The 17,281-nt window shown below is 58.5% G+C and carries 13 protein-coding genes and 1 tRNA gene; 11 read left to right on the top strand and 3 right to left on the bottom strand.

From position 1 onward, the window contains the following. The first annotated feature begins 396 nt into the window (after positions 1-396). From tsaE to AD944_RS10280, 6 genes are all read left to right on the top strand, one after another. Positions 397-870 carry a tRNA (adenosine(37)-N6)-threonylcarbamoyltransferase complex ATPase subunit type 1 TsaE gene (gene tsaE, locus AD944_RS10305; protein WP_045541764.1) on the top strand — a complete coding sequence of 158 codons (474 nt, stop codon included), beginning with the start codon at positions 397-399 and terminating at the stop codon, positions 868-870. 84 nt (positions 871-954) lie between these two features. After that, positions 955-4,071 (top strand): double-strand break repair protein AddB, encoded by a 3,117-nt coding sequence (gene addB / locus AD944_RS10300; RefSeq protein ID WP_045541763.1) that lies wholly within the window; start codon positions 955-957, stop codon positions 4,069-4,071. Then, positions 4,068-7,634, top strand: a complete 3,567-nt coding sequence (gene addA / locus AD944_RS10295) for a double-strand break repair helicase AddA (protein ID WP_045541762.1) — start codon at positions 4,068-4,070, stop codon at positions 7,632-7,634. Before addB ends, addA begins: the two co-directional genes overlap by 4 nt. A gap of 124 nt (positions 7,635-7,758) precedes the next feature. After that, positions 7,759-8,085, top strand: coding sequence for a thioredoxin TrxA (gene trxA / locus AD944_RS10290; protein ID WP_006558158.1), 327 nt, complete (start codon positions 7,759-7,761; stop codon positions 8,083-8,085). A 152-nt stretch (positions 8,086-8,237) separates the two neighbouring features. Beyond that, positions 8,238-9,158, top strand: a complete 921-nt coding sequence (accD, locus tag AD944_RS10285; RefSeq protein ID WP_045541761.1) for an acetyl-CoA carboxylase, carboxyltransferase subunit beta — start codon at positions 8,238-8,240, stop codon at positions 9,156-9,158. Between the two features lie 11 nt (positions 9,159-9,169). Continuing rightward, the gene (locus tag AD944_RS10280; RefSeq protein ID WP_045541768.1) at positions 9,170-10,519 is read left to right on the top strand and encodes a bifunctional folylpolyglutamate synthase/dihydrofolate synthase; all 1,350 of its coding nucleotides are present in this window, start codon (positions 9,170-9,172) and stop codon (positions 10,517-10,519) included. Positions 10,520-10,590: 71 nt separating this feature from the next. Here the strand turns inward: AD944_RS10280 and AD944_RS10275 are convergent. Further along, positions 10,591-10,665, bottom strand: a tRNA-Thr gene (locus AD944_RS10275). 160 nt (positions 10,666-10,825) lie between these two features. On the opposite strand from AD944_RS10275, the gene cysS reads away from it, so the two are divergent. Both cysS and AD944_RS10265 read left to right on the top strand, forming a co-directional pair. Beyond that, on the top strand, positions 10,826-12,172 hold the full coding sequence (gene cysS, locus AD944_RS10270) for a cysteine--tRNA ligase (RefSeq protein ID WP_045541760.1): 1,347 nt from the start codon (positions 10,826-10,828) through the stop codon (positions 12,170-12,172). Then, a complete protein-coding gene (locus tag AD944_RS10265) occupies positions 12,169-12,942 on the top strand; it encodes an RNA methyltransferase (RefSeq protein ID WP_006558163.1) in 774 nt (257 codons plus the stop codon). The genes cysS and AD944_RS10265 overlap by 4 nt, the downstream gene beginning before the upstream one ends. Positions 12,943-13,398: 456 nt before the next feature. Here AD944_RS10265 and AD944_RS10260 read toward each other — a convergent pair whose 3' ends face one another. After that, the gene (locus AD944_RS10260) at positions 13,399-14,064 is read right to left on the bottom strand and encodes an alpha/beta hydrolase (protein ID WP_035382606.1); all 666 of its coding nucleotides are present in this window, start codon (positions 14,062-14,064) and stop codon (positions 13,399-13,401) included. Positions 14,065-14,200: 136 nt separating this feature from the next. Further along, on the bottom strand, positions 14,201-14,413 hold the full coding sequence (locus AD944_RS16790) for a hypothetical protein (RefSeq protein WP_140329602.1): 213 nt from the start codon (positions 14,411-14,413) through the stop codon (positions 14,201-14,203). Between the two features lie 115 nt (positions 14,414-14,528). Between AD944_RS16790 and AD944_RS10250 the strand changes: the two genes are divergently transcribed. From AD944_RS10250 to AD944_RS10240, 3 genes are read left to right on the top strand one after another with little or no spacing between them, the layout of a single operon-like run. Beyond that, entirely contained in the window at positions 14,529-15,674 is a 1,146-nt protein-coding gene (locus tag AD944_RS10250) for a cysteine desulfurase family protein (protein WP_045541758.1), read from the top strand. A gap of 57 nt (positions 15,675-15,731) precedes the next feature. Further along, complete coding sequence (locus AD944_RS10245; RefSeq protein ID WP_052427115.1) at positions 15,732-16,916, top strand: cysteine desulfurase family protein; 1,185 nt, start codon at positions 15,732-15,734, stop codon at positions 16,914-16,916. Positions 16,917-16,959: 43 nt separating this feature from the next. Continuing rightward, a complete protein-coding gene (locus tag AD944_RS10240; RefSeq protein WP_006558169.1) occupies positions 16,960-17,274 on the top strand; it encodes a ferredoxin family 2Fe-2S iron-sulfur cluster binding protein in 315 nt (104 codons plus the stop codon). Positions 17,275-17,281: the final 7 nt, after the last annotated feature.

The raw sequence follows: 17,281 nt of genomic DNA, 5'->3' as shown, positions 1-17,281 counted from the left end.
TGGTTGTGTTCGAGGTGTTATAATATCAATTCATACCCTTTCATATAACGTAAACAAATTTTTTACCACCATTGGTTGTATCTTTTTAAGGGTATGCAATTAACGCATAACGCGTTTTGAATCTGAATGTTGCAACTTATGATTGAGAATTTCTTACAATCTGGTGTTGATAAATAGAAATCACGGCACACTTGATCTTATATTTATTAAGTTAATGTAATAAATAAGAAAGTAAATAATAACTTTTTGAATCTTTGCTTTATTTTTTGAAATACTGAAGAAATTCTCTTTTTTATGATGGTTTTTGCCATGTGGACTTCTGACATGCTGTGCTGATCTGATAAAAAGCCCTAGAGAAGGTATGACAATGCAAGGTAAGAGGCGGTGGGGCTGTCTATGGGTGCGAGCGTGATTTTAAAAGATGAGGCAGCAACACAACACTTTGCTATGCAGATAGCCGCTGTGGTTCGACCCGGAGACACCATTCTGCTCTCTGGTCCGTTAGGGGCAGGAAAAAGCGTGTTTGCACGTGCTTTTTTGCGGGCACTCTGTGAGAACCCTGCTCTGGATGTGCCGAGTCCGACTTATACTCTGGTGCAAACCTATGATGCCCCCCTTTGCGCCGTCTCCCATTTTGATCTGTGGCGTCTTGGTGGCCCAGATGAACTGGAAGAACTGGGCTGGGAAGAAGCTCGGGACGGTATTGTGCTGGTGGAATGGCCTGAGCGACTGGAAGATCTGACACCCGATGACGCTTTGCATCTGGGCGTTTCGGTGCTGGCCGGTGGCGACCGACAGGTTTCGATTAAAGGTTGGTCCCAGCGGCTTGACGCTGCTGGTTTGTCTTTGGGCCCAGAAACCAATGTGTAAATGCTTTTGTGAAGCGTCTGTCTGGTTGCCTGATGGGGCTTTTCTTATGTCAGGTTCGTTTCCGCGCAGTAAGGTCAAGACAATATGAGTTTGGCGACAATTCCAGCCCATCTGCCTTTTCTGGATCATCTGGCGCAGCGGTGGATTGAAGCAGCAGGAGGAGACGCTCAGGCAATCGGGGAAGGGGTTATTGTTCTTCCTGGCCGACGTGCAGCACGCGCGCTGACAGAGGCGTTTCTGCGCCATATGGATGGCAGCCCCATGTTGCTGCCTCGCATTATTCCAATCAGTGCGCTGGATGAGGCAGAACTGGGGCTTGCATCTGATCTAGGGGGAGCCGAAGGGATCGACCTGCCTCCCCCCGTTGCCAGCATGATGCGTCTGGCTGTGTTGACCCGTCTGGTTCTGCAGGCCGAAGGGGCGTTTGGCACACGGCCCACGCTTGATCAGGCATGGCCTCTGGCCAAGGCGCTGGCAGACCTTATGGATGAAGCAGAATGGGCGGATGTGGATCTTGCTGCCCGCCTACCGGACGCTGTGCAGGATGATTTTGCTCAGCACTGGCAAACCATTTTGCAGTTTCTGGATATTGTCACACGTGCGTGGCCGGAATGGTTGAGGGCGCAAGGGCTTATGAACCCCGTTGCCCGGCAGGTTGCTCTGCTGCGGGCGCAGGCAAAGTTATGGCATGAACAGGCGGAGAAGGGGGACAAAACCCGTTTGTGGGCAGCCGGTTTTACTAATGTGATGCCTGCTACGGCAGAAGCCCTGCGTGCCGTTATGGCTTGCCCGGGGGGGCTGGTGGTGGTTCCCGGTCTGGATACAGGCATGGCGGAAGAAACCTTTGCCCATTTGCCAGACAGTCACCCCCAGGCTGGTCTGAGCCATCTGCTTGCGGCCTTGGATGCTGTCAGGGCGGATGTTCACGTCTGGGATGGAGAAGGTGGTTATCCAGCCCGCACACAGGCGCTGTGCCGCGCATTGCTACCCGCCTCTGCTCTGGAAGACTGGGCGCGGTCCGATCCCGTTGTCCTGCCTCATGTTACCCGGTTAGACCCGGCGGACCAGCAGGAGGAAGCCGTCGCCATCGCCATGTTGATGCGGGATGTGATTGAGCAGCCGCACAAACGGGCAGCTTTGATCACCCCGGATCGGGGGTTGGCGGCGCGCGTGGTGACAGAACTTTCGCGCTGGGGTGTTCTGGCGGATGACAGTGGTGGGGCCTCTCTTATCGGTACGCCGGGCGGAGTACTATTGCGGCTGGTGGCGCAACTGGTGGATAATCGGTTTGCCCCGGTTTCACTTCTTTCAGTTCTAAAACATCCTTTGGTAGCATGTGGGCTTTCTGCAGGCGTGTGCCGTGCGTCTGCCCGGCTTCTGGAGCGTGTGGTTCTGCGAGGGCCTGCGCCCCCACCGGGTTTTGCGGCCTTACGGGCGGCTGTTGAACGCGCCTTGGATGAACACACGCGGAATGAGAAAAAAATAGAACAGGTTGAGGCCGGTGCGGAGGCGGATCGCCCTTTTGGCCCGGAACCTCTTCTTGTGTTCATGGACAGAGTGGCGGAGTGTTTTGCACCTGTTCTGGCATGGCCGCAGGCTGATAGCGCAGCGGAAGATATGCCCGACCATTTGCAAGATGTGACAGAAACCTATCGGGCGCCTGTACCGGAACTGCTTGAAACCTTGATCAGGACGGTTGAGCGGCTGGTTCGTACGGATACGGAAGAACCGGCCGAACGGTTGTGGCGTGGGGAAGAAGGAAACCTGCTGGCCAGCCGTCTGACAGATTTGATGATGGCATCAGATATTTTGCCACCCCAGCCGCCCGCTGTTCTGGATGGCTTGTTGAGCGCCGTTCTGGCGGAAGAGCGCGTGGCCAGCCGCCGTGGGGGGGACCCGGCCGCCCTGCATCCGCGCGTGTTGATCTGGGGGCTGTTTGAAGCTCGCCTGCAAACGGCGGATACGGTTATTCTGGGTGGTTTAGCAGAAGGTGTGTGGCCGCCCGTGGCAGAAGCCGGTCCGTGGATGAGTCGCCCCATGCGTCAACGTGTGGGGCTGCCTTCACCCGAACAGGGAGTGGGGCAGGCAGCGCATGATTTTTTTGCCTGTGCAACTGCGGCGGATAACGTTGTGCTGTCCTGCCCGAAAAGGCGTGAGGGTGCGCCCGTGGTACCGGCGCGTTGGTTATCCCGGCTGGATGCGTTTTTAGCCGGGCGTGGCCTGTCTGTACCGGCGCATCCGGTTATGGAATGGCTGCATGAGGTGGATCGGCCTGGTGGGGCTGCGCGGCCTGTTGCCCCTCCACGTCCCACGCCGCCCGTGGCTCTCCGGCCTCGTCGCCTGAGTGTGACGGAAATTGAAACATGGATGCGTGACCCTTACGCTATTTACGCACGCCATGTACTGCGGCTTCAACCTTTGCCGGAACTGGAGGAGCCTGCCGATGCATCTGATTACGGGATGATCGTGCATGAAGCGCTTGAGCGGTGGTTCAGCACGCATGGCACAACCTGGCCAGCTAATGCCGAGGCTGGCTTGCAAAAGATGTTTCAGGATGTGCTGGCCGCACAAACGTTGCGCCCGGCTTTGCGTGCGTGGTGGGAGCCACGCCTGATGCGCATTGCTTCCTGGGTTGTTCAAGCGGAAGAAGCATGGCGTGAAACAGCAGGAACGCCGCGCAGTATTAAAACAGAATTGCGCGGGCAGGTGGATATGCCAGACGCATCGCATGGTCCTTTCCGGCTGGTGGGGCGAGCAGACCGTATTGATTTTGATGCAGAAAACCGTGTGATTGTACGGGATTACAAAACAGGGACGCTGCCAACCGCGCGGGACGTCCAGTTTGGCTGGAGCCCTCAGCTTCCGCTTGAAGCTGCCATGATCTTGCGTGGCGGTTTCAAGGAATTACCGAAAATCGATACGGAAAAAACAGCGGAGATTGGTGGTCTGGTATATTGGCGGCTGACCGGGGGTGCAGAGCCCGGCGCAGAGGTGGCGATTTCCGCAGGGAAAGATATATCACTGACAGATTTGGCAGAGCAGACATGGGTACGCTTGCGGGAGCGTGTGGTGGCGTATGACAATCAGGCACAACCCTACCTGTCTCATCCTCATCCTGGGCAGGAGCCCCGCTTTGCAGATTACGCCCGTCTGGCCCGTGTGCCGGAATGGAACACTGCACGCGTGGATGATGAAATATGAGAAATAACCACGTCTTTTCTGATGCTGTTGAGCAGGCAAATCAGCAGCAGGCTCTGGCGTCTGATCCTCTGGCCTCCGTATTTGTATCCGCTTCAGCAGGAAGCGGTAAAACCAAACTACTGATTGACCGCCTGCTTCGCTTGATGCTGCCGCGCCGTACGTCAGACGGAGAGATTATACCCGGTAGCCATCCGGCCCGTATTCTGTGCCTCACGTTTACAAAGGCAGCCGCGGCGGAAATGGCCATCCGCCTGCAAACTCGGCTGGGGCGATGGGTAACGTTATCGGATGCGGATCTGGACAAAGACCTGACAGCCCTCTTTGTGCCATGCACACCAGAAACACGGAGACGCGCACGGGCATTATTTGCAGAAGTTCTGGATCTGCCAGGCGGTATGCGTATTGGCACCATCCATGCGTTTTGCCAGTCTCTGCTGCGTCGTTTTCCGTTGGAAGCGGCCATGAACCCGCACTTTACGGTCATGGAAGAAACGGATGCCTCTTTGGCCTTGCAGAGTTGTGTGGAAACGGTTCTGGGTAGCCGCTCCTCCGCAACGCTGGCACCGGTAGCGGGGCAGATTGGGCTGGGAGATTTTGTTAGTCTGGCAGGAGCGTTACGGCATGATTCGCGCGCTGAACGTATTCGGGAGTGGACTTCAAAAAAACCAGGAGAATTGCCTGCAATTTTCTGTCGTGTTCTGGGGCTTGAGACCGGAGCGCTGAAGGGAACAGATCAGGATTATGTGCAGCGCGCCTGTATGGCATTTTCTGGTGAAGAAAAGCTGCGTCATTTCTTGCGGTTGCTGGCGGATGAAGGCACAGAGGCGGTCAAACGGAATGCGCTGGCGTTACTGGATTGGCTGAGCCTTGAACCTGCCCAGCGGGCTGCGCAGTGGGATGTATGGCGCAACGGGTTTCTGACCAAAGACGGAAATCTGCGCAAAACAGGCCTTATTACCAAAAAGCTGACGGAGAAATATACCGATCAGGCGGAGTGTCTTGCGCGAGAAGCAGACCGTATTCAGGGGGTTGAGGACGCTTTGCGAGCCAGGGAGTTGGCGCGGCTGGGTGTTTCTCTTCTAAAAAATGCTGCACCTGTCGCTGCTCTTTATGAGGCCAGAAAAACCCAACGTGGGCTTGTTGAGTATGATGATCTGATTTATCGCACATTAGGGCTTCTGAAAGAACCCGGTGCAGCATGGGTGTTATATAAACTGGATGGCGGGATAGATCATCTTCTGCTGGATGAGGTGCAGGATACTTCCGGTGAGCAGTGGCGCATTGCTGGAGACCTGACAGAAGAGTTTTTTGCGGGTGAGGGTACTCATGCGCCAGAGGCAGGACCACGCACTGTTTTTGCTGTTGGGGACTATAAACAATCCATTTACGGTTTTCAGGGCGCAGACCCGGAAGCATTCCGCACATGGCGGCGTGTGTTTCAGGAACGTGCGGTGTCAGCCGGCTTACCGTGGCGGGAGCCGGAACTGACCGTTTCCTTCCGTTCTACAGAACCTGTTCTGAAACTGGTTGATTCTGTCTTCTCCCTTCCGGAGGCAGCGAAAGGGGTGGCGGAAGAAGATGGTCGGCCCATGCACCATATCACGGCCAGACCGGGGCAGGGCGGCCGGGTTGAACTCTGGCCTCTGGCGGAAGCCATGGAAGAGGGGGCGGATTTGGCCAGCCCGTGGGAGCCTCCGCAGGCCAATACCACACGGCAGAACCCGCGCCAGAAGCTGGCGGATACGTTGGGGCGCCATATTGCACGCCTGCTGGCCGCGCCACCTGCGCCGGGACAGAAACCGCTTACGCCGGGAGATGTCCTCATTCTGGTGCCGCGTCGCTCTCCGTTTGTTACAGCGCTGATCCGGGCATTGAAAACAGAGAACGTGCCAGTCACGACTCTGGTGCGCACAGGCTTGGCGGATCAACTCGCCGTACAGGATTTGATGGCGCTGTGTGCGGCTTTGCTGCTGCCGCAGGATGATCTGACTCTGGCCTGTGTCTTGACCTCCCCGCTGGGCGGGGTGGCAGATGACAGCCTGATGGTGCTGGCGACAGGACGAAAACCCGCCGAACCTCTGTGGTCCGCCCTGAGGGATCGTCATGCCGAGCGGCCAGACTGGGCGCAGGCATGGGCATTGCTGGATAGCCTGTTCCGGCGGGTGGATTACCTGACCCCACATGAATTGTTGTCTGAAGCCCTAGGGCGGGCCGGAGGGCGCGCGCGTCTGCTAGCACGGCTTGGCCCGGAAGCGGCGGAATCCATAGATGAGCTTCTCTCCGCTGCCCTGCGCTATCAGGACATGCATCCTCCTTCCCTGCAAGGCTTTCTGCACTGGCTGCGTAATTCGGAAGAAAGCGTGAAGCGTGAGGCCGAAGCCGGGGGAGATTCCGTGCGGGTGATGACAGCCCATGGGGCCAAAGGTTTGCAGGCACGGCTGGTCATTCTCCCAGACACGGTCAGCAGGCCCCGGTATGAGGATCGGCTGTTCTGGGCAAAGGACAACCATACAGGGCTGGATGTGCCGGTATATGTGCCGCGTGGGGCGCTTGCCGTAGGGCTGACGCAGGCCTTGCGGGCTTCCATGCAGGCTAGCGCCATAGAGGAGTACAATCGCCTGCTCTACGTGGCGCTGACGCGTGCGGCGGAAAGGCTGATTGTGTGCGGCTGGATGCCGGGCCGGCATGTACCTGCTGAAAGCTGGTACGAGCGCTGTCGTCAGGGGTTTGACGTTGCGGGTGCCCAGCCCCAACCGTGGACGGAAGGGGATTGGGCAGACACCATACTGGTTCTGGAAGAACGGGCAGAGGTCAAGGAGCAGTCCCCAAAGGCGGATGCCAATGCGCTACCCGAAACCGGTAAACTGACAGTCGCTTCTCTGCCCACATGGATGGGGCGAGCCCCAGACTGGCGGCCTGTGCCACCTGTGCCTGATGCCAGACTGGGCCGGCCTCTGGCCCCCAGCCGGCCGGATGATGCCATGCTGGGGCCGTTGCCTCCTGTGCGTTCCCCATTGGATGTTGCCGCCGTGACTCCTGCCGCAGCGCGTGAGGCTGCGTTCCGGCGCGGCACACTGGTGCATGCCTTGTTGCAATATCTGCCGGGGCTCCCGCCTGAGCGATGGGCCGATCTGGCGCACGGATGGCTGGCGCGCCCCGCTAGTGGCCTCAAACCGCAGGAGGCCAAAGTGCTGGCAGATCAGGTGCTGGGGGTTCTGGCTCTGCCGGATCTTGCGCCCTTGTTCACGCCTGAGGCGCGTGCGGAGCAGCGTTTGGCGGGCGTAGCCGGCGGGCAGGTGATTGTGGGTCAGGTGGACCGTATGCGCGTTCTGCCAGACCGCATTGTGGTGTGTGACTTCAAAACTGGTCGGCACACGCCCCGTACCGTGGCGGGCACGCCGGTTCTGTATCTGCGGCAGATGGCGGCCTATCGCGCTCTGTTACAGGGCCTTTATCCCGATAAGCCTGTGCGCTGTGTGCTGGTGTGGACGGAAGGCCCGCGGGCGGACGTGTTGCCTGATTCGCTATTGGATGCACATGCTCCGGGTAGCCCTGCATCTTGACCGCCTGCGTTGCCGCCTTAAGTGTAGGGCTATCAGATGATGCGGAACCGTTTTTCGGCATCCGGTTTATGGCAGCCAAGGAGGCAGGGGCTGAAATGTCCCGCCCAGAAAAAGGAACAGGTTAATGAGTGAACATACGCTTGCTGTCAGCGATTCCACCTTTGAAGCCGATGTGCTTAAGGCATCCGGTCTGGTTCTGGTGGATTTCTGGGCGGAATGGTGTGGCCCGTGCAAGATGATCGGCCCGGCACTGGAAGAAATCGGCAAGGATTTTGCTGGCAAGGTCACGGTTGCCAAAGTGAACATTGATGAAAACCCCGCAACGCCGACTGCTTATGGCGTGCGCTCCATTCCGACCCTCATGCTGGTGCGTGATGGCAAGGTGGTGGAAACCAAGGTAGGCGCTCTGCCCAAGAGCCAGCTTAAAGCCTGGGTTGAAGGCGCTCTGTAACGCCTGAAACACTCAGTGTTGGGCTTTTCTGGCAGGCTGTGTGCGGGGCACGTTCCGGCGCATAATGCTTGGCAGGAAGGCCCAAGCAGCGTAATGCACGCCTCATTGGGGCTGCATGCCCATTTTCATGTCTCGCAGTTGCAAGGTTCAAAATGAGCTGGATCACCGAATATGTCCGTCCCAAAATTCGCGGCCTTCTCCGCCGTGAAGTGCCGGATAATCTGTGGACCAACTGCGAGTCCTGCAGTCAGATGATTCTGACCAAGGAACTGCACAAGAACCTGAATGTGTGCCCGCACTGTGGCCATCACATGAAGGCTCCTGTGACGGAACGCCTTGAATGGACATTTGATAACGGCGAGTTCACCCGTATTGAACTGCCCTCCGCTCCCGTTGATCCGCTAGGGTTTCGGGATCAGAAAAAATATACGGACCGTCTGAAGGACGCCCGCGCCAAAAGCCATGTGGATGAATCCCTTGTGGTGGCGCACGGTACCATTGGCGGGCATCCTGCCGTGGTGGCCGTCATGGCGTTTGAATTCATGGCAGGCACCATGGGCGCGGCTTTTGGCGAACGCTTTGTGGCCGCCGCACGGCTGGCTGTTTTGCAGAAATCTCCGCTGGTTGTTTTCACCGCGTCTGGTGGGGCGCGGATGCAGGAAGGCGCCATCAGCCTGATGCAGATGCCCCGCACCACCATTGCCGTGCAGATGCTGAAAGAAGCCGGTCTGCCTTACATTGTGGTGCTGACCAACCCGACAACGGGCGGGGTTACGGCCTCCTTCGCTATGCTGGGTGATGTGCAGATTGCAGAACCCAATGCCCTGATCGGGTTTGCAGGCCCGCGCGTTATTCAGGATACCGTGCGTGAAAAACTGCCCGAAGGCTTCCAGCGGTCCGAATATCTGCTGGATCACGGCATGTTGGACATGGTGGTGGTGCGTAAGGACATGCGTGCCACGCTGGGCCGCGTGATCGGGCTGCTGACGCGTGCGCCGGTTGGTGCTGAAAAATCAGCACCTGATCGGCCTGCGCCGGTAGAGGAAGCACCCACCGCGGCTCCGTCTGTCTGAGTTTGGCGAGCGTGCCCGCTTCTGCCGCCGGCGCAGCGCCGACAACCGAATTTTCTGGTCGCACTGGTGAGGTGCTGGAGCGCCTCAACCATCTGTACCCCGCGCTGATTGATCTCTCGCTGGGGCGGCTTGAAGCCCTGCTGACCAAGCTGGGTAACCCCGAAGAAAAACTGCCTCCTGTAATCCATGTGGCGGGCACCAATGGCAAAGGCAGCACCTGCGCAACGCTGCGCGCTATGGGTGAGGCCGCAGGCTGGCGTGTGCATGTCATGACATCCCCGCATCTGGTGGATGTTACTGAACGCTTCCGTATCGCGGGAAAATTGGTCAGCGAGGCTGAACTGGTCTCCACGCTGGAAGAGATCGAGCGGGTGAACGCAGGCGCGCCCATTACGGTTTTTGAGGTGCTGACCGCCGCTGGTTTTCTGCTGTTTGCCCGCCATCCGGCAGAACTGGCAATTATCGAGGTCGGGCTGGGTGGCCGGTGTGATGCTACCAACGTGCTCAAACACCCGGCCGCATGCATTGTCACCTCTGTTTCCATGGATCATGAGGCCTTTCTGGGCAACACGCTTCAGGCCATAGCGGCAGAAAAGGCCGGAATTTTCAAACCCGGCGTTCCGGCCATTACAGGCGCACAACCGGAAGCCGTGATGCAGGTTTTAGAAGCGGAAGCGCAGAAGGTCGGGGCACCTTTGCATCGGCGTGGGCACGAGTGGGAGATTACGCCAGAACGTTCTGCCGAGACCGCAAAACCGTCTTCCGCACTCATCTTTACGGATGGGCAAGGGACCCTGCATCTGCCTGCGCCGGCGTTGTCTGGCCCGTGGCAGATTGAAAATGCCGGTCTGGCCGTGGAGGCTTTGCGGGTTTCCTGTTTGTCTGTTCCTGCCACGGCGTGGCAGGGGATTGGGAACGTTTTCTGGCCAGCCCGCATGCAACGCCTTCATGGCGCTCTGGCTGCGCGCGTGCCTGAGGGGTGGGACGTCTGGCTGGATGGTGGCCATAACCCCGGTGCGGGCCATGCGCTGGCCAAGGAACTTCAGAACTGGGATGATCGTCCGCTCCACCTGCTGGTGGGCATGAAGCAGACCAAGGATGCATCCGGTTTTCTTGACCCTGTGCTGCCGTACGCCACGACGGTCTGGGCTATCAGTGAACCCAAGCAGCATCTGGCATTGCCGGTAGAGGCCATTGTGGCAGCATCCGGCGGTAAGGCGCAGGTTGGGCCAACACTGGTGCAGGCGCTTGATGGCCTCAAGGCGCAGTCTGAAGGAAAACCGGCGCGGGTGCTGATTTGTGGCAGTCTGTATCTGGCTGGTGTGGCGTTAACGCAGGATGGCTGGCAACCGGGCGCATAAAAGCGCCTGCCAGACATAGCCGTCACCAGTCCGCCAAGCGGAAGAGGCTTTAATAAAAAAGGGGAGAAAAATGGTGCCCCCAGTAGGATTTGAACCCACGACCTACCGCTTACAAGGCGGTTGCTCTACCACTGAGCTATAAGGGCACAGCACAACTTGGTGCAGGGGCAGGATTAAAACGGCAATTTTTGACGCACGTCAAGGGCTGGTTTTCACTCCTGGTACAGATTTTTGGCTGTTATGATATTGCATCCCGCAAGGCGCTGGCGCATCTAGGCGATCATGCCGTACTCAGAGCCTGCACCAATGCCCCTTCTTTCTCTGCACGACAGCCAACGCCGCGCAACAGTGCCTTTCACACCGCTCGATCCGGGCCATGTGAAGGTCTATTACTGTGGGCCTACGGTGTATGATCTGGCGCATATCGGTAATCTGCGCGCCATGTTGACGGCGGATGTTCTGGTGCGGCTTCTGCGGCATCTGTTCCCGCGTGTCACGTTTGTGCGCAACATCACGGATGTGGATGACAAGATCACCGCCCGTGCCCGCGCAAACGGGGAGGATATTGGTTCCCTGACGCAGCGGACCACGGAAGAGTTCCATGCCGATCTGGCTGCCATGAACGTGCTGCCGCCTGATATTGAACCCCGTGCCACCCATAATATTGGCGAGATGCAGGCCCTGATCGCCCGCCTGATTGAAAACGGCCATGCGTATGAGGCCGATGGCCACGTGCTGTTTTCTGTCGCCTCTTTCCCATCTTATGGTGCGCTTTCCGGGCGTGACCCTGAAGAATTGGTGGCAGGCGCGCGCGTGGAAGTGGCCACCTATAAAAAAGATCCTAGCGACTTTGTGCTCTGGAAGCCCTCCGATGCAGACCAGCCAGGGTGGGAAAGCCCGTGGGGCCGCGGGCGTCCGGGGTGGCATATTGAATGTTCAGCCATGTCGCACCGCTATCTGGGCGAGAGCTTTGATATTCATGGTGGTGGGTCTGACCTGCTGTTCCCGCATCATGAAAATGAACGGGCCCAGAGTCTGTGCTGTTTCCCTCAGGGCAAGTTCGCCAACTATTGGGTGCATAATGCCATGCTGCTGGTGGAAGGGGAGAAGATGTCGAAATCGCTCGGCAACTTCCTGACCATCCGTGATGTGCTGGCGCAGGCTCCGGCAGAGGCGCTCCGCCTGTTGCTGCTGGGGGCGCATTATCGTTCCACGCTGAATTATACGCAGGCAGGGTTGCAGGAAGCGCGCAAAACGCTGGACCGGTTCTACCGCGCGCTGGCCGCAGGCCCTGTGCCTGAAGCGGATGTGCCGGAGGGTGTGCTGAAAGCCCTGACGGATGATCTCAATACACCCATGGCTATTGCCGAACTGCATGCATTGGCAGGGTTGGCACTGGCGGGAGACCGCGCAGCGGCGGGGGCTCTGAAGGCCGGAGCAGGCATGCTGGGGCTTTTGCAGGAAGACCCGGAAAAATGGTTCAAAGGGGATGCTTCAGAAGATGACGCAGCCATTGAAGCCCTGATAGCCAACCGTCTGGCAGCAAAGAAAGCACGGGATTTTGCAAAGGCCGATGCGCTGCGCGATCAGCTTCAGGCGCAGGGGATTGTGCTGGAAGACAGCAAGGACGGCACCACCTGGAGGCGTGCATGACCGGGCGTGACGGCGGAGCGCCGCTGGAGCCGATAGGCAATACGCCGGTTGTTATTCTGGTGCGGCCTCAGCTTGCTGAAAATATTGGCACGACTGCGCGGGCCATGGCTAACGGCGGCCTGTTTCACATGCGCATTGTGGCGCCGCGTGATGGCTGGCCGCAGGAGCGTGCATGGCGTGCCGCCTCTGGCGCAGACCGGATTCTGGATGCTGCAACGGTGCACGAAACGGTGGATGATGCAGTGGCGGACTTACACCATGTGTTCGCCACCTGTCCGCGCCCGCGCCACATTGTAAAGCAGGTCATGACCGCCCGTGGAGGCGCTGCCGAACTCCGTGCTGCAACCAACCGAGGGCTGCGTGTGGGCCTTATGTTCGGGCCGGAGCGGGCTGGTCTGGATAATGAGGATATGGCGCGGGCGGATGGGTTGATTCGCTATCCGCTCAACCCGGCCTTCATGTCCCTCAATCTGGCGCAGGCCGTCATGATCATGGCGTATGAATGGTGGCTTGCTGCGGATCAGACCCCGCCGCGTGAGCTCATGACCAATGAAACCCATGTTGCCACCAAGGGTGAGCTTGAAAATTTCATGGGGCATCTGGTGCGGGAACTGGATGAGTGCGGTTTTCTGCATAATGAACAAAAACGTCCCGGCATGGTGCGGAATCTGCGTCATTTCTTTACGCGAGGGGAAGTGACCGAGCAGGAACTGCGCACCATGCATGGGGTGGTGCGTGAACTGGCCAACAAGAGGCGCGCAAAAGTCTGACTGGTTTTTCAAACTGTCTCTGATCTGTTGGAGACGGTTTGAAATAAAGGAGCCAACTCCCCAAGGCGACCGGCAAGGACGGACCCGTTTGGGCACACGGTTTTGGCGGGGTTACGGTTACCCTGAGCGGGGTGTGTGAGTTACAGACCCGCTCTTACGCAGAAGGCTGCGGCCTTCATCGAAAATCCAAGACAACTGTTTGAAAAAGCTGCTCGGGTCGGTCCGGTTCTCTTTTGGTGGCTGAGTGTGCAGGATTTTCGTTCAGATCGTCCGGCATGGAGCCTTCAGAACCGGCTTTATCAGCCTTAAAAACCCTCGTGCCCCGTAAGTGCTGACTTTTCAGGCAGCATCCAAGGCCGGGTTCGTGTTTTTGCGAGAGAACAGGGAGGCCGGTTATGGTCCCTGTTGAGAGTTTATCTGTCAGGCATGAGGACACACCTGACAGATAAAAAATCCTCAGTCGGCAGCCAGCGGCATGTTGCGCTGAGCCATGGCGGTGGTCACATGGTCTTCCAGTGCAGCCGTAATCTTGTCGGCCTGCTTGGCAAAGATATGGTCCGCTTCCGGAAAGACGCGATAATCAACCGTCACACCCTTCTGGGTGTTCAGTTTGTCCACCAGTTTATGGATGGCAGGTTCAGGAGCCATGTCATCCTTGCCACCAGCAATCATCAGCCCACCACAGGGGCAGGGAGCCAGAAAGCCGAAATCATAGTAGGTGGCAGGCGGCGCAACACTGATCCACCCGGTAATTTCCGGACGGCGCATCAGAAGCTGCATGCCCACAAATGCCCCGAAGGAATAGCCAGCAATCCACAGGCCGGAAGCATTGGGGTTAACCATCTGCATCCAGTCCAGTGCTGCGGCGGCATCTGAAATTTCGCCAATTCCGCCATCATACCGGCCCTGAGACCGGCCGACGCCGCGTGAGTTGTAGCGCATGACCGAAAAGCCCATTTTTTCAAAGGACCGGTACATCGCATACGTAATACGGTTGTTCATGGTGCCGCCGTGCAGCGGGTGGGGGTGCAGCACGAGGGCAAGCGGCGCATTGGGCTCGTTTGAGTGATGGTAACGCCCTTCAAGGCGACCGTCAGGGCCGGCAAACATAACCTCAGGCATTTGTATTCCGCATAATCTTTGAATGCGCCCTTGGGCATGACGCATCCAGGTTTGGCGAAGGTCCCAGCATGGAACGATGCCGCGCACCGTGCCGGAACAGGCGGGTTATCAGGCCCGCAAAAAGGTCAAGAACTGTTCATCCGCTACCATGGAGGGAAGGCAGAGGGCGGCGGGCATACAGTATGGACATGGTATCATGCAAGACGCAGGAAAAGAGGGAGGCAGTTTTTCCGGCATTGACGGCGTCGGAAATGAGGGCATAATCCCCTCGTTCTGTCTCGCGGCCTTCTGTTATGGAAACAGTGTTTCCACAAAAGACGGCCTTGCTGCGCTGTATGGTATCGACCATAAGCCCCTCTATAACGGGTGCGGAGCCGAAATTTCCACATAAATCGTTATAATGGCTGTTTTGTGCCCTTTGCAGAGGACACCATTGCACCCCAGAAACAGGCAGGAACGGGATCATGACCGCACATACACACAGCAGGGATGGCCAGAGCCGTGTTGTGTATCTGGATGCCAACGCCACTGAACCATTGCGTCCACAGGCAAGGGACGCACTGCTTGAAGTGGCGGACATGACGGGAAACCCCTCTTCCGTGCACAGGGCAGGCCGTATGGCGCGGGCCGTGCTGGAAAGCGCGCGGGATACCGTGGCCCAGATGTTCGAGGTTGAACCGCTGAACTGCATTTTCACCTCAGGCGGCACGGAAGCCAATGTGTTGGCTATGCATGGTCTGGGGCAGGGGCGTCGGTTTCTGGTGGGGGCGACGGAACATGACGCCGTGCGCAAAGGCGTTCCGGATGGAGCACTGGTTAACTGGTTGCCGGTCACCCACAATGGGCAGGTAGAACTGGACGCATTTGAGGCAGCCTTGGCGGCGGACGAGTCGCCTGCCTTTGTGTGCCTGATGCTGGCCAATAATGAGACAGGCGTGCTGCACCCGTTGGCGGAAGTTGCTGCACTTTGCCAGCGTTATGGGGCGCACCTGCATGTGGATGCCGTGCAGGCAGCCGGACGAATGGCGTTTTCCGTCGCAACCATTGGTGCGCAGAGTGTTGCGATTTCCGGCCACAAGATTGGGGGCCCAAAAGGCGCGGGGGCCCTGCTGCTGGCTGGCCCTGCTCCGGCACGGGTAGCCCCTTTGTTTGAAGGCGGTGGGCAGGAACAGGGGCGGCGGGGCGGCACACAGCCATTGCCGGCCATTGCCGGGCTGGCTGCCGCTTTGAAAGCCGCGGTTGAAACCCCGCGTGACCTCAGTCCTTTGCGCAATAGGTTGGAGCAAGCGGCAGTAGCGGCGGGCGCTGTGGTGTGTGGGGCGGAAGCGCCGCGCCTGGGCAACACAACCTCACTGGCGCTGCCCGGGCGGCGGGCTCAAGGCCAGTTGATGCGGCTTGATCTGGCCAATATCTGTGTATCGGCAGGCTCCGCGTGCTCCTCGGGCAAGGTGGCGTTTTCCCATGTCTTGCAGGCCATGGGGCTGGATACTCTGGCTGGAGAGGCGATTCGTGTGTCTTTGCCCTGGAATGTGCAGGAACAGGACATAGATAGGTTTATTCAGGCTTATGTTGGTATGGCGCAAAGTGCCTCCCCGGTTCTGGGGCTATAAGATACCGGCTGCTGGCTGTTCAAAAAGCCTTTCCGCAGACGTCTGATGGGGGACCAAATGGAAGAACTCTATTTCGATCACGCTGCGACCACCCCTTGTGACCCGCGGGTACAGGCTGTGATGATGGCGGCCCTTGAGCAGGAAAACGGCAACCCCCACAGTGCAACACACGACTCGGGCCGGAGAGCGGCTGCGCTGGTGGAGGCAGCACGGCAGCAGGTGGCCGATCTTCTGGCAGCCGACAGCCGTGAGATTATTTTTACGTCTGGAGCGACAGAGGCCAATAATCTGGCCATCAAGGGTGCAGCCCGGCATCTTGCCGCACAGGGTAGCCCGCGCAAACGCATCATTACAGTGGCGACCGAGCATAAATGCGTGCTGGAAAGCGTGCGTGATCTCGCCGCAGAGGGATTCGAGCCCGTTATTCTGCCGGTGCAGCCTGACGGCCAACTTGCGCCCGATGTGCTGGCGCGCGCACTGGAAATTCCGACGGCGCTAGTCTCCCTCATGGCGGCCAATAATGAAACCGGCGTGCTACAGGATTTCACGACTCTGGCGCCTCTTGTGCAGAAGGCAGGGGCACTTCTGCATGCGGATCTGGCACAGGCCGCAGGCAAGATACCGGTAGATGTCTCAGCCATGGGGCTGGCTCTGGCCTCGGTCTCTTCCCATAAACTGTATGGCCCGAAAGGTGCCGGGGCGTTGTATGTGCGGCGGCGGCCCCGTGTGCGGTTGGAACCGCTGTTTTCCGGCGGCGGGCAGGAGCGCGGCCTGCGCTCCGGCACATTGCCCGGCTTTTTGCTGGCCGGATTTGGAGAGGCCTGTCGTATTGCGCGGGAGGAGATGGCGAAGGATGCCACCCATCTCGCGACTCTGCGGAGTCTCTTCATGCAACGGTTGAGGGAGCACCTGCCGGGTGTTGGCATCAACGCGGAAAATGCGCCCCATTTGCCCGGCCTGTTCAGTGTGCGTCTACCAGCCGGGCTGCGCGCGCTTGATGTGCTGGAGGCCGCAACCGGCATTGCCGCCTCGCTTGGTTCGGCCTGTTCCTCGGCTGAACTGGCACCGTCCTATGTGCTGGAAGCCATGGGTTTAACGCGGGAAGAAGCGGGAAGAAGCTTGCGTCTCTCCCCCGGACGTTTTACCTCACCCGCCGAGGCGGAGCGTGCGGCGGATGTGCTGGCGCAGGCCGCCCTGCGGGTACGCGGCCAACGCATGCCCGAAGAGACCGCATGCGTGTGACCCTCACCGCAGTTGAGACAGCCTTGGCAGGATATAAAGACGAATGCCCCAGATGACGTTTGTTGAGCAGGACGGAACAGAGCGTACGGTTGATGCGCCGCTTGGCCTTTCCGTGCTGGAAATTGCCCATAAGCACGGTATTGATCTTGAAGGTGCCTGCGAGGGCTCTCTGGCCTGCGCCACCTGCCACGTGATTGTTGATCCGTCCTGGGCGCCGAAGCTCAATACGCCGACGGATGACGAAGAAGATATGCTTGATCTGGCGTTCGGGCTTGAAAAAACTTCTCGCCTTGGGTGCCAGATCGTGATGACCGAAGATTTGAACGGGCTGGTGGTGCGTCTGCCGCGTACGGCCTGAACACACA

The sequence above is a fragment of the Acetobacter tropicalis genome, assembly GCF_001580915.1.
Lineage (GTDB): Bacteria > Pseudomonadota > Alphaproteobacteria > Acetobacterales > Acetobacteraceae > Acetobacter > Acetobacter tropicalis.
This window is presented reverse-complemented; position numbering and strand designations above follow the sequence as displayed.